We start from the raw sequence: 13,534 nt of genomic DNA on the forward strand, positions 1-13,534 counted from the left end.
TCGTCGGCGCTGGTATGCCGGGTCCAGCTACCGTCGCTGGACAGCTCGAACGCGTCCACGTCAGGGCTCATCGCGGCGGTCAGCACCTGGTCCAGCTCGGCGCGGGCGATCGGATCGCTGACCTGCACCAGTGCCTCCACCCGGCGGTCGAGGTTGCGGTGCATGAGGTCGGCCGACCCCATCCAGAACTCGGCCTCGCCGTTGTTGCCGAACCGGAAGACCCGGGAGTGCTCCAGGAAGCGGCCGAGGATGGAGCGCACGCGGATGTTCTCCGACAGCCCGGGCACCCCGGGTCGCAGCGTGCACATTCCCCGGATGAGCAGGTCGACGTGGACGCCGGCCTGGGAGGCCCGGTACAGCGCGTCGGTCACCCCCTCGTCGACCAGCGAATTGACCTTGAACTGGACCAGGCCGGGCATGCCCAGGCGGACATGCGAGATTTCCCGCTCGATGCGCTCGATGAGGCCGGTACGGATGCCCTGCGGAGCGACCAGCAATCGCCGGTACGCGGTCTGCCGGCTGTAGCCGGTGAGCACGTTGAACAGGTCGGTGAGGTCCGCCCCGATCTCCGGGTCGGCGGTGAGCATCCCGAAGTCCTCGTACAGGCGGGCGGTCTTCGGGTGATAGTTGCCCGTGCCGATGTGGCAGTAGCGGCGGATCTGGTTGCCCTCCTGGCGGACCACCAGCGCGGTCTTGCAGTGCGTCTTCAGGCCGACCAGGCCGTACACCACGTGACAGCCGGCCCGCTCCAACGTGCGGGCCCAGCCGATGTTGGCCACCTCGTCGAAGCGGGCCTTCACCTCCACCAGCACCACCACCTGCTTGCCGGCGGCGGCCGCGTCGACCAGCGCGTCGACGATCGGGGAGTCGCCGCTGGTGCGGTAGAGGGTCTGCTTGATGGCCAGCACGTTCGGGTCGGCGGCGGCCTGCTCGATGAAGCGCTGCACGCTCGTCGCGAACGAGTGGTACGGGTGGTGCACCAGGATGTCCCCGTCGCGCAGAGTGGAGAAGACGCTGCGCGGCACCTCGCCCTCGGCGAGCCGGGGATGGGTGGCCGGCACGAACGGCGGGTCCTTGAGGTCCGGCCGGTCGGCCTCGCCGTACACCTGCCACAGCGCGGACAGGTCCAGCAGCCCGGGCACCCGCAGCACGTCCTGGTCGTCCATGTCCAGCTCGCGGACGAGGAGCTCCAACATGTGGTCGGAGATGGAGGCGGCCACCTCCAGCCGGACCGGCGGGCCGAACCGCCGCCGGGCCAGTTCCCGTTCCAGGGCCTGCAACAGGTCCTCGTCGCGGTCCTCGTCGACCTCCACCTCGGCGTTACGGGTGACCCGGAACAGGTGGCACTCGACCACCTGCATGCCACTGAACAGCTGCCCCAGGTGCACCGAGATCAGGTCCTCCACCGGCAACATCCGTACGCCCGGCTGGTCCCGGTCCACCCGGACGAAGCGGGGGACGTTGTTGGGTACCTTCACCCGGGCGAACAGCTCGGAGCCGCCGTCCGGGTCACGAACCGCCACCGCCAGGTTCAGTGACCGCCCCGAGATGTACGGGAACGGGTGCGCCGGGTCCACCGCGAGCGGGGTCAGCACCGGGAAGATGTGCTCCCGGAAGTAGGTCCGCAACCGTTCCCGCTCCGGGTCGCCCAGCTCGCCCCAGCGCAGGATGCGGATGTCCTCGTCGGCCAGCTTCGGCAGCACGTCGTCCACGAAGCAGGCGGCGTGCCGGGCGACCAGCGCGGCCGTGCGCTCCGCGATCAGCTCCAACTGGGTACGCAGGGGCAGCCGGTCCCCGCCGCGCACCGGCAGGCCGGCGGAGAGCCGCCGCTTCAGCCCGGCGATCCGCACCATGAAGAACTCGTCCAGGTTGCTGGCGAAGATCGCCAGGAACTTGGCCCTTTCCAGCAGTGGGGTGCGCTGGTCCTCGGCCAGGGTGACCCCCGGGCTCGTCGCGACACCCCTCCCCGGCAACCCATTCTCCCCGGAGCCTGCCGGGAACGGCGGGTTTCGGGGCGAATCAGCGCCGAGAGCCGACGGGTCAGCGCCGAGCGCCCCGGAGCAGGCTGAGCCGGAGCGCGCGGAGCAGGGTGCCGGGGCGGCCCAGGGTCGCCGGATGGTCGAGCATGGTGGTGACCCGGCCCAGCCGGGCATTGAGCACCGGATCGGTCAGCGACGTCCGGAAGAGCAGGTCACCGAACCACTTGGTGACCCGGTACCCCGGCGGGTACGGCCCGTCGACGTGCGGGAGCTCGATGTCGGCGGTCGTGGAGATCTGCCAGGCGGCGTCGACGACCACCCGGACCTGGTCGAAGTACGCCCGCGCCGGCTCGTCGTGCGGCTTCGGGCCGGACCGCAGGTACGCCGACAGGCAGGACGCGTGCAGCGCCGCGGAGGTCATGCCCTGGCCGTACACCGGGTTGAAGGACGCGACGGCGTCGCCGGCCGCGACCAACCCGGCGGGCAGGCGGTCGAGCTTGTGGAAGTTACGGCGTCGGCTGTCCGCCTGGTGGTACGTGACCACCCCGCCCAGCATCTCCCCGTGCTCGGCGATGTCGCCGAACATCTGCGGGTAGTGCTCCCGGCAGCGCGCGGTGAAGTCGGCGACGTCGCGGCTGGGCCGATCCTCGTCGTAACCGGCCACCAGCATGATCCAACGGTCTCCCTCGACGGAGTTGATCCCACCGATCCGGGCGGTACGCCCCTTGCCGGCCATGGTGTGGAAGACCGCGACCCAGGCGTCGCTGTCCTTCTCGTCACGACGGTAGAGCGCCGTCGCGTAGTTGAGCTTGATCGGCATGCGTTGCATCGGCGGGCGGGGCCACCCGTGCTCGGCCAACCAGTCGCTGAGCCGGCTGGACCGACCCATCGCGTCGACCACCAGGTCCGCTGGTTCGACGACCGCCTCGCCGCCGGCCTCGGGCACGTACCGCGCGCCGGTGACCCGCCGCTCGTCGAAGAGCAGACCCTCCGCCCGCCCGTACACCATGCGGATGTTGTCCACGGCGAGCGTCCGCCGCCGGACCAACGCCTCCAGGAACGGACGCGTGGTGATCAGCGCCGGCCCGGTGCCGGTCGCCGCCGGCGGCAGCCCGAGCATGCCGTTGACGAAGACCTTCGCTGTTCCCGGGTCGGTCGGCGGCGGCGGAGCGCCGAGCGCGAGCGCCTCGTCGGCGATGCCGGGAAACCAGCGTTCCAACTGGACCTGGCCGGCGGGCAGCAGCGCGTGCACCTGACTGCCCTGGGGCACACCCGGGCGGGGTCCGGCTTCGACGTCGGACGGGTCCCGTTCGACGATCAGGACCTCCTCGGCGTGGTCGCTCAACACGCGCGCCGCCATCAGCCCGGCCATGCTGCCGCCGAGCACCACAGCACGTCGCATGACCACACGTGTCCCAGCCGGTCGTTCGGCGGTCGCTATCTGCGAGAACAGCCGGGACGGAGAGGGGGACATACGATCACTCCTCGGACGGTCGGGGAACCACGGCATCCACGACCGTAACCATCAGAGCGTCAGCCGTCAGCGCTCAGTTGGCCCGCCACTTCTGGTTGGCGTTGCCGGTGCACTGCCAGATCTGCAACCGGGCGCCGTTGTCCGGGTTCGCGTCGAGCACGTCGACGCACCTGTCCGCCTTGGTGTTCACCAGGTCGTAGGCCTTGTTGAGGGTGAACTTCTGCGACGAGGCGCCGGAGCAGTCGGCCAGCAGAACGGCAGCACCGTCGGCGGTGGAGTGGCCGGCGACATCCAGGCACTTGCCCATCGAACGGACCGTGCCGTCCGCGGGGAAGGTCCAGAGCTGCTTCGCGGTACGACGACAGTCCCAGATCTGCAACCGGACACCAGCTGTGGCGTTGCCGTCGGGGATGTCGATGCACCGGTCGCTGGCGAAGCTGGAGATCTGCTTGCCAGCGGGCGTGCCGGCCGGTGTGGGCGAGGCCGGCGGCGGAGCCGACGGTTGCTGCGCCGAGGTTCCCGGAGCTGTCGTCGTACCGCTGCCCGCCCCCGGCGACGGCGGCCCCGCGCTCGCCGGGGGTGGCGGGCCGGCGGATCCGGACGGTGGGCCGGCTGTCACCGGCAAGCCCTGGAAACCATCGGCGATCAGCGCGAAGACGGCCGCGCTCGCGGACCATTCGGCGGCGGACGTGGTCCAGTCGATCGAGTACGCGTGCCCGTTGTGACCGACGAACGCCCGGCTGACCATCTGTGTGGGCGTCCCGTCCTCGTCGGTGTACGTCCACTCCCACTCGGCGGCCCGCACCTGGTACGGCAGTGCGGCGAGCCGGACCCGGCGGTAGTCGGCGTACCGCCGGCGTTGCGCTGCCTCCCGCGCCCGAAGCTCGGCAACCAGGTCCACTGGCACGGACCGGAGTTCGCCGACGACGAGGACCCGGCTGCCGTCCGGCTCGCGGAACTCGGCCCGCTCACCGTCGCGCCGCGCCTGCCAGCCGTCCGGCACCGGCACGAGGAAGCGGGGATCGTCGCGGTAGTAGCGCCAGCCCGCCGGTGGCGGCGGCAGGACCCGGGACACCGGCGTCTCGGCGATCGCGGACGGGTTCCCGGTCGGCGCCGCCACCACGCCGTCACCCGTGCCGCGGGACGGGCCGTGGTTCAGCAGGGACGCGGTGACCAGCAGGACGAGCAGCACAGCGACGGCTGTCACCGACCCGATCAGCCGGATCCGACGCTTACCGACCGGCTTCGACAGCGTCGGACCGTCGACGGCCGGCGGCACGGCTGGGCCCGGCTCGGCCGGCGGCGCGAGTGGGACCGGCTCGGCCGGCGGGGCGGGCGGGCCGGCCTGAGCCGGTGGCGCTGGTGGGGCCGCATCGGCGGGTGCGACGGGCGCGGCGCTGACGAACTCGGGCACGATCCTGGGACGGGGTCCGGTGCCGGTGGCGCCCAGGCGGGCGGTTGTCCCGTCCGGCTCGGCGGCCTGGCGCAGCAGCAGCTCCGCCTGATCCGCGGTGATCCGCTGATCCGGCTCCCGGCGCAGCAGTCCTTCCAGGAGCGGGGTCAGCCGACCGGCCCGCTGGGCCGGCGGTGGCGCTTCGGTGGCCAGGGCTGCCAGCGTGGCTATCGGAGACGAGCGGTGGTACGGGGTACGCCCTTCGACCGCCGCGTAGAGGGTGGCGCCGAGCGACCACAGGTCGGCGGCCGGCCCCACGTCGCCGTCGGTGGCCCGTTCCGGCGCGAGGAACGCCGGCGAGCCGAGCACCATTCCGGTCTGGGTCATCCGAGGGTCCCCGGGAAGGGTGGCCAGCCCGAAGTCGGTCAGCACCACCCGACCGTCGTCGGCGAGCAGCACGTTGGCGGGTTTGACGTCCCGGTGCAGCACGCCGGCCCGGTGCGCGGCCCGCAACGCGCTGAGAACCCCCAGCCCGATCCGCGCGGCGCGATCCGCCGGCATCGGCCCCTCGGCTTCGAGCACCTGGTGCAGGGACCGGGACGGGACGAGCTCCATCACGATCCAGGGGTCGTCGTCCGAGTGCAGCACGTCGAAGACGCGCACCACGTTGACGTGACCCAGACGGGCGACGGCCCGCGCCTCGCGCATGGACCGCTCACGCAACTCCCGGCGTTCGTCGTCGCGCAGGCCCGGCGGTGCCACCAACTCCTTGATGGCCACGTCCCGTTGCAGCATCTCGTCGCGGGCCTGCCACACGCGACCCATTCCACCCTGACCGAGCGGGCGGACCAGCCGATAACGGTCGGCAATCAACTGTGGAGGAGCGTCGGGCACGACAGGAAGGTACCCGGCAATGATTACGTGCCCAATTTTTACGGCGGCCGGAAAAGCGACAGTTGGATATGTCACAGGTGACGTCGACAGGCAACCAGTCGGCCCTTCCGGAGCAATTGCGTCAGCACTGCCGCAACTGTCGCCCACCGCGATGTTACCAACACGTATATCGACCATCCGTTATTGATATCGAGGGTATTCGAATTCGCCGGGGAGAGCCGGGTGCCGACTGACGCGGGGCCGGAGAGGCCCCGGTCGACGGTCGCGACCTGGACGCGCGACGACATCGTCCCGGGTCCGGCGCTCGCCGTGGGCGTCTTCGCAGCCCTCTCGATCGTCGAGGTCTTTCTATTCGCCAATCGTCCCGGCGAACGGCAGCATGCGGGAAGAGCCCGATCGGAGTCCACCAAGTCCCTGACGTGGCGGTTGGCAATAATTGCGCATCCTGTTCCCGATCGCGAGGCCACTCGGAATGTGTTGGGGAATTCACCGGCCGCGTCCCGGGCAGACCTTGCGCCCCCGTCCTCCGGTCTCGGCACTGGCGACCTCGATGTGGTGCGGGCTGGGCACCATGCTCTTCGCGGTCGGGCGGCTCATGTCGCCGAGGCGCCGCCCGGTCACGCTCGGGACCTGGCTCTTCCACTGCCGAGAACTGGACCTCCACCTGGCCGGCACTGTGGACCAGACCGGGGGGCAGGCCATCCCCTTCCGGGTCATGGCAGGCTGCCTGAACGCCTGGCGGTCGTGACCCACCGCAGGAGCTGGACGTGCTGGACGACACTCGGCGGGCCCCGGTCCACCTGATCCCGTCGGACCTGGGCCCGCATTGGTTGATCTTGTAGGCTCATGCGGTAGCGCCATCCTGGCTCGTCGACGCATCGACAAGGATCGAGGCAACTCGTGCTCACCGTAGGCTCGGCGGACACCGCCGCGGTGCCCCCGGCTGAGCGGTTCGGGTACTGGCACGACCTGGTGGCACGAGAGTCGGTGCCGATGCGCATCCACAGTGCCCACGCAGCGGACTTCCGGGCCCGGGCAGAGGTCATCAGCCTGGGCGAGGTCGTGCTGTCGACCTGGCGGTACCCCTCCCTGGACATGCAGCGGACCGGCACCTTCATCCGCCGCAGCGACCCGGAGATGTACCAGTTCGCACTCCCGTTGTCCGGGCAGGGCGGGGTGGAGCAGGAACGGCGGGCGAACCACTTCACGCCGGGCAACTTCGCCATCGTCGACACGTCCCGACCCCATCAGTCGACGCACCAGGTACGGTCGCACCACGAGGGCATCCTGACCACCCGGACGATCCTCGTCCCGCACGGTCTCCTGCCGGTGCATCCCAACCGGATCTCGCGGCTGCTCGGCACGAGCATCTCCGCCACCGAGGGCATCGGCGTCCTGCTCAACCAGTTCGTCCACCAGGTGATGAGCCATCCCGAGCAGTACCACGAGCGCGACATCCCGCTCCTGGGCACCGTCGTGCAGGACCTCATCTCCGCGATGGTCGCCCAGCAGTTGGACCTCACCGACACCCTGCCGACCGAGGTACGTGGCCACAACCTGAGCATGCTGGTCAAGGCATTCATCGACGAGCACCTCGCCGACCCCGACCTGTCGCCAAGCGCCGTCGCCGCCGCGCATCACGTCTCGCTCCGCAGTCTGCACCGAGCGTTCGAGACCGAGGACCAGACGGTCGCCGAGATCATCCGCAGCAAGCGCCTGGATCGGTGCGCCCGCGACCTGCGCAACCCCCTGCTCCGAGGGCGGCCCATCTACAGCATCGCCGCCCGCTGGGGTTTCCGCTCCCAGGCCCACTTCAGCAGGGTCTTCACGACCACATTCGGGGTGTCCCCCCAAGCCTTCCGCGACGACCCACGCGCCCGCCCTTAGCGCTGCCCCCAAGACCCGAGCAGCAACAACCCTGATGGTGCACGGATCCTGGCGACGAGCATTGGGCGCGGGCGGGGTCGCGCCCGCCTCCGGCCGGCGCGACCCCTGACCCATCGAGACGGCGTCAGGCCGGGACGCCAACCTCCTGGGTGGACGGCCGTGCCGGCGTCTCGTCCTCGTCCGAGTCGTCGTGGTCGTCGAGCATCGTGGCCTCGTCGAACGGGTCGTCACCGCGCAGCACCTCGGCCGCCCGGTCCCGGTCGAACTCCCCGGTCCACGTCCCCACCAGCACTGTTGCCACGGCGTTGCCCGCGAAGTTCGTCAGCGCCCGCGCCTCGGACATGAACCGGTCGATGCCGACGATCAGACCGACGCCGTCGACGAGGTCCGGCCGGTGCGACTGAAGTCCGCCGGCCAGCGTCGCCAGCCCGGCACCGGTGACCCCGGCGGCGCCCTTCGAGGCAATGATCATGAACAGGAGCAGCGAGACCTGCTCGCCGATCGAGAGCGGCTTGCCCAGCGCGTCGGCGATGAACAGCGACGCCATCGTCAGGTAGATCGCCGTGCCGTCCAGGTTGAAGGAGTAACCGGTCGGCACGGTGATGCCGACGACCGGCTTGCTGACCCCGAAGTGCTCCATCTTCGCGATCAGCCGCGGCAACGCCGACTCCGACGACGACGTCGACAGGATCAGCAGGAACTCCCGGCCCAGGTACCGCAGCAGCGAGAAGATCGAGATCCGGGCCACGAACCAGAGCAGCGCGCCCAGTACCACCAGCACGAAGATCAGGCAGGTGGCGTAGAAGCCGAGCATGATCTGGGCGAGGCTCTTGAGCGCGTCCACGCCGGTCGCGCCGACCACGGCGGCCATGGCCCCGAACGCGCCGACCGGCGCCAGCCACATGATCATGGCGAGCACCTTGAACACGACCCGCTGGATGACGGCGATCGCGCCGAGCACCGGCTCACCGCGTCGACCCATGGCCTGCACGGCGAAGCCGACCAGCAGGGCCACCAGCAGCGTCTGGAGCACCTCGCCCTCGGTGAGCGCGGAGAGCAGCGTGGTCGGGATGATCCCGAGTAGGAAGTCCGCCGTCCCGCCGGCCTCGTCGCCGGCGGCGGCCTTGCCCGCGCCCGCGAGGTCCTGGCCGAGGTCGAGACCGGAGCCGGGGTGGATGAGGTTGCCGACCACCAGGCCGATGGCGAGCGCGACCGTCGACATGGTGAGGAAGTAGCCGAGGGCGAGACCGCCCACCTTGCCGACCTTCGCGGCCTGCCGCACGGAGCCGACGCCGAGCACGATGGTGCAGAAGATGACCGGGCTGATCATCATCTTGATCAGGTTGACGAAGCCGGTGCCGATCGGCTTGAGTTCCTTGCCGAAATCGGGGGCGACCAGGCCGACGACGATGCCGGCGACCACGGCCACGATGACGGCCAGGTAGAGGTAACGGGTACGGTCCCGGCGGACCGGAGGCGCCGCTGAGGTGGTGGATTCGGTGTCCATGTCAACAATGTGAAGTGCCTCTCACCCGTTGACAGCCTTGCGGTCATTCTGTTCACCGCGACCGCAGCAGCGGCGGCACACGAAGGAGGTGTTGGAGGGTGGCCCGACGCCAGTGGAGCATCGCGGGGCAACTCTTCGCCCTCCAGGCGGTGGTGGTGACGCTGCTCGTGCTGGCCGGCGCGGCGGGCGCCGTCTGGCTGGCCCGCAGCGACTCCCGCCAGGCCGCGCAGGAGGAGGTGCTCGCGGTGGCGCAGACCGTGGCCCGCTCCCCCGACGTCCGCGCGGCCCTCACGACCGCCGACCCGGCGCGCGTCCTCCAGCCGTACGCCGAATCGACCCGGCAGGCGACGGGCACCGACTTCGTGGTGGTGATGGCCCCCGACCGCACCCGTTTCTCGCACCCCACCCCGGACCGGATCGGCGAGCCGTTCGTCGGCGAGATCGGGCCCGCTCTGGCGGGCCGCGCGTTCACCACCACCAACGTCGGGACGCTCGGCGAGTCGGTGCGTGCGGTCGTTCCGGTGTACGACGAGCAGCGACGCCTCGTCGGTCTGGTCTCGGTGGGCATCACCACCCGCGCCATCGACAAGAAGCTGCTCGGCCAGTTGCCGGTGCTGTTCGGTGTCGCCGCGCCGGCCCTGGCCCTCGCCGCGACGGGCTCCTGGCTGCTCAGCCGCCGGCTCCGCCGCCAGACCCACGGTCTTGGCCCGGCGCAGATGACCCGGATGTACGAGTACTACGACGCGGTTCTGCACTCCGTCCGCGAGGGTCTCGTGGTGTTGACCACCGACCGGCGGGTGGCGCTGGTCAACGACGAGGGCCGCCGCCTGCTGGGCCTCGACACCGACGCGCCGGTTATCGACCAGCCGGTCGCCGGGATCGACCTGCCACCGGCGGTGGCCGAGTTGCTCAGTTCCGGGCGCGACGCCCGCGACGAGCCGATCCTCGCTGGTGACCGGGTCCTCGTCGCCAACCAGCGGACCACCCGCTTCGAGGGCGCGGTGCTCGGCACCGTGTTGACCCTGCGGGACCAGACCGAGCTGCGCACCCTGGCCAGTGAGCTGGACTCGGTGCGCGCGTTGACCGAGGCGCTGCAGGCGCAGACCCACGAGTCGGCCAACCGGCTGCACACCGTGCTGACCCTTGTGGAGTTGGGTCGCGCCGACGAGGCCGTCCGGCTCGGCACCCGGGACCTGGCCCTCGCCCAGCAACTGACCGACCGGGTGGTCGGCGCCGTGACCGAGCCGGCGCTGGCCGCGCTGCTGCTGGGCAAGTCCGCGCAGGCCGGCGAGCGCGGGGTGGACCTGGTCGTCGAGCCGGACTGCCGCCTCGACGACAGCCCACTGCCGACCGGCGACCTGCTCACCGTGGTCGGCAACCTGGTCGACAACGCCCTGGAGGCGGTGGCCGGCACACCCGCGCCTCGACGGGTACGGGTGTTCGTCGGCGCTGTCGACGACGAGCTGGTCATCCGGGTCGCCGACAGCGGACCCGGGCTGGCCCCGGAACGGGTGGCGGACGCGTTCCGGCGAGGCTGGTCCACCAAGAGCACCGGGCGGGGCCTCGGCCTGGCCCTGGTCGGGCAGGTGGTCCGCCGACACGGCGGTAGCGCCGAGGTGACCCGCTCGGACGACGGCGGCAGCCTGTTCACCGTCCGGCTGCCGGGCGGGCGGTCATGACCGACATCCGGGTGCTGGTCGTCGAGGACGAGCCGCTGCTGGCCGAGGCGCACAGCGCGTACACCGAACGGGTTCCCGGTTTCGTGGTGGTCGGCGTGGCGCACACGCGCGGGCGGCGATGGCGGCGCTGCGGGCCAACGACGGCGGCGACGTGGACCTCGTACTCCTGGACTTTCGGCTGCCCGACCTGCACGGCCTGGACGTCTGCCGGGCGCTGCGCGCGGCCGGCAGCAGCGTCGACGTGCTCGCGGTGACCTCCGCGCGGGACCTGGCGGTGGTGCGGACCGCGGTGTCCCTCGGGGTGACGCACTACCTGCTCAAACCGTTCACGTTCGCCGCGTTCCGCGACAAGCTGGAGCGGTACGCGGACTACCGCGCCCAGGCGCTCGCCGACGGTGAGGTGGCCGCCCAGCACGACGTGGACCGGATGTTCGCCACCCTGCGCGGCACCGCCGGACACAGCCTGCCCAAGGGGCTCGACGCGCAGACCCTCAATCGGGTACGCGCAGCCCTCAGCGACGGGACCGGCGCGCAGGTGGGGTTGTCGGCGACCGAGGTGAGCGCGGCGACCGGCATCTCCCGGGTGACCGCCCGCCGCTACCTGGAATACCTGGTGACCATCGACAGGGCAGTCCGAACCCCCCGCTACGGCACTCCCGGCCGCCCCGAAGTCGAATACCGGCCCCGGTGAGCAGGACCGCGGGCCGCGTCAAGATCCGAGCAACTTCCCCGAAGTTGCTGCCTCAGGGGCGCGTGACACAGCAACATCCCCGATGTTGCGCGGATCTTGCGCAGCGGCGCCCGGACAGCGCGGGAACCCGGTGGCGGGGTGAAGATCCGTTGTTAGACTGGGCCCGTTGGGTCAGCGGTACGACCAGGGAGACCAGACATGGCGGGTGACGACGACATCTCCGGGTGAGACCGGATGTGTGCGGCCATCGGTTCGGCGCGTTCCGCGCAGCCGCGGTGGCCATGACGTCGTTCCACCGGTCCCGTTTGTCGTCGGGCGTGCTCGAACGCGCCCAGCCCACCCTTTGAGGTCACTCGCATGTCTGATGCGTTCATCGTCTGCTCGAACCTGTCCTTCTCCTGGCCGGACGACACCCCGGTCTTCTCGGAGCTGTCCTTCACCGTTCCCGGCGGTCGCACCGGCCTGGTCGCGCCCAACGGCGCCGGCAAGAGCACCCTGCTGCGGCTGATCGCCGGGGAGCTGCGGCCCAGCGGCGGCAGCGTCACCGTCGACGGCCTGCTCGGCTACCTCCCGCAGACCCTCCCCCTGGCCGGCGACCTTGCCGTGGCGCAGGTGCTCGGCGTCGCCGAGCGGATCGCGGCACTGCACGCCATCGAGGCCGGCGACGCCAGCGAGGAGCACTTCGCCACCATCGGCGACGACTGGGACATCGAGGAGCGCACCCGCGGTGAACTGGACCGGCTCGGTCTGGGCGACCTGTCGCTCGACCGGCCGCTGCACACGCTCAGCGGTGGCCAGGTGGTCTCCCTCGGCCTGGCGGCGCAGCTGCTCCGACGCCCGGACGTGCTGCTGCTCGACGAGCCGACCAACAACCTCGACGTGGAGGCCCGGCACAAGCTCTACGACGTGCTCACCGACTGGTCCGGGTGCCTGCTGCTGGTCAGCCACGACCGGGAGCTGCTGGATCGGATGGACCGGATTGCCGAGCTGGAGCGCGGCGAGATCCGCTGGTTCGGGGGCAACTTCACCGCGTACACCGAGGCGGTGCAGGCGGCGCGGGAGGTGGCTGAGAGCAACCTGCGCAACGCCGAGCAGGAGGTGAAGCGGGAGAAGCGGGAGATGCAGCAGGCGCGGGAGCGGGCCGACCGGAGGGCCAGCAACGCCTCGAAGAACCTCAAGAACGCCGGGCTGGCCCGGATCGTCGCCGGCGGGCTCAAGCGCAGCGCGCAGGAGTCGGCGGGCAAGGCCCAGGAAACGCACTCCAGCCGGCTCGGTCAGGCCAAGGCCCGACTGGATGAGGCCGGTCGGGCGGTCCGCGAGGAGGACCGGATCGTCGTGGACCTGCCGGACACCACCGTCCCGGCCGGACGGACGGTCTTCACCGGTACGGGGATGCGGGCCCGCTTCGACGACCGGGAGCTGTTCGGCGGCGACGGCGCGGACCTGGTGATCCGAGGTCCGGAACGGATCGCGCTCACCGGGGCGAACGGCGTCGGCAAGTCGACCCTGCTGCGGCTCGTCAACGGCGACCTCGAACCGGCCGGCGGTGACGTCAAGCGAGCCGACGGGCGGATCGCGTACCTGTCGCAGCGGCTGGACCTGCTGGACCTCGACCGGACGGTGGCGGAGAACTTCGCCGCGTACGCGCCGAGCCTGCCGGACGCCAGGCGGATGAACCTGCTCGCCCGGTTCCTCTTCCGGGGTGCCCGGGTCAACCTGCCCGTCGGGGTGCTCTCCGGCGGTGAGCGGCTGCGCGCGACCCTCGCCTGTGTGCTCTGCGCCGAGCCGGCACCGCAACTGCTGCTGCTCGACGAGCCGACCAACAACCTGGACCTGGTCAGCGTCGGTCAACTGGAGAGCGCGCTGACCGCGTACCAGGGTGCGTTCGTGGTGGTCAGCCACGACGAACGGTTCCTCGCCGAGATCGGCGTGCAGCGCTGGTTGCGGCTGGCCGACGGCCAGCTGCGCGAGATCGCCGCCCCCGACCGGGGCTGAGCCCGGCGACCGTCCGCGGCCCGGCCGGCGATGAC

Annotated in this window: 8 protein-coding genes and 2 pseudogenes; 5 read left to right on the top strand and 5 right to left on the bottom strand. The window is 71.1% G+C overall.

Annotation, left to right across the window (positions count from 1 at the left end; genetic code table 11):
• The 3 genes and pseudogenes from ACWCO3_RS21570 to ACWCO3_RS21580 form a co-directional block, all read right to left on the bottom strand.
• A pseudogene (locus tag ACWCO3_RS21570) lies at window positions 1-1,940 on the bottom strand (RNA degradosome polyphosphate kinase); the annotation flags it as partial.
• A 100-nt stretch (window positions 1,941-2,040) separates the two neighbouring features.
• Window positions 2,041-3,381 carry an FAD-dependent oxidoreductase gene (locus tag ACWCO3_RS21575; protein WP_450011653.1) on the bottom strand — a complete coding sequence of 447 codons (1,341 nt, stop codon included), beginning with the start codon at window positions 3,379-3,381 and terminating at the stop codon, window positions 2,041-2,043.
• Window positions 3,382-3,526: 145 nt separating this feature from the next.
• On the bottom strand, window positions 3,527-5,740 hold the full coding sequence (locus tag ACWCO3_RS21580) for a protein kinase domain-containing protein (protein ID WP_450011655.1): 2,214 nt from the start codon (window positions 5,738-5,740) through the stop codon (window positions 3,527-3,529).
• 222 nt (window positions 5,741-5,962) lie between these two features.
• Here ACWCO3_RS21580 and ACWCO3_RS21585 point away from each other — a divergent pair.
• Window positions 5,963-6,199, top strand: a pseudogene (locus ACWCO3_RS21585) (hypothetical protein); the annotation flags it as partial.
• A 27-nt stretch (window positions 6,200-6,226) separates the two neighbouring features.
• Here the strand turns inward: ACWCO3_RS21585 and ACWCO3_RS21590 are convergent.
• Window positions 6,227-6,361 (bottom strand): hypothetical protein, encoded by a 135-nt coding sequence (locus tag ACWCO3_RS21590; RefSeq protein WP_450011661.1) that lies wholly within the window; start codon window positions 6,359-6,361, stop codon window positions 6,227-6,229.
• A 279-nt stretch (window positions 6,362-6,640) separates the two neighbouring features.
• Between ACWCO3_RS21590 and ACWCO3_RS21595 the strand changes: the two genes are divergently transcribed.
• Window positions 6,641-7,627 carry an AraC-like ligand-binding domain-containing protein gene (locus tag ACWCO3_RS21595; protein WP_358052137.1) on the top strand — a complete coding sequence of 329 codons (987 nt, stop codon included), beginning with the start codon at window positions 6,641-6,643 and terminating at the stop codon, window positions 7,625-7,627.
• Window positions 7,628-7,751: 124 nt separating this feature from the next.
• Here the strand turns inward: ACWCO3_RS21595 and ACWCO3_RS21600 are convergent, their stop codons facing one another.
• A complete protein-coding gene (locus ACWCO3_RS21600; RefSeq protein ID WP_354888153.1) occupies window positions 7,752-9,134 on the bottom strand; it encodes a cation:dicarboxylate symporter family transporter in 1,383 nt (460 codons plus the stop codon).
• Between the two features lie 98 nt (window positions 9,135-9,232).
• On the opposite strand from ACWCO3_RS21600, the gene ACWCO3_RS21605 reads away from it, so the two are divergent.
• From ACWCO3_RS21605 to abc-f, 3 genes are all read left to right on the top strand, one after another.
• The gene (locus ACWCO3_RS21605) at window positions 9,233-10,813 is read left to right on the top strand and encodes an ATP-binding protein (protein ID WP_145783881.1); all 1,581 of its coding nucleotides are present in this window, start codon (window positions 9,233-9,235) and stop codon (window positions 10,811-10,813) included.
• 118 nt (window positions 10,814-10,931) lie between these two features.
• On the top strand, window positions 10,932-11,504 hold the full coding sequence (locus ACWCO3_RS21610) for a response regulator (RefSeq protein WP_450011658.1): 573 nt from the start codon (window positions 10,932-10,934) through the stop codon (window positions 11,502-11,504).
• 357 nt (window positions 11,505-11,861) lie between these two features.
• Window positions 11,862-13,499, top strand: coding sequence for a ribosomal protection-like ABC-F family protein (abc-f, locus tag ACWCO3_RS21615; RefSeq protein ID WP_145783893.1), 1,638 nt, complete (start codon window positions 11,862-11,864; stop codon window positions 13,497-13,499).
• The last annotated feature ends 35 nt before the right edge of the window (window positions 13,500-13,534 follow it).

This window comes from Micromonospora sp. NPDC002411 (assembly GCF_053592955.1).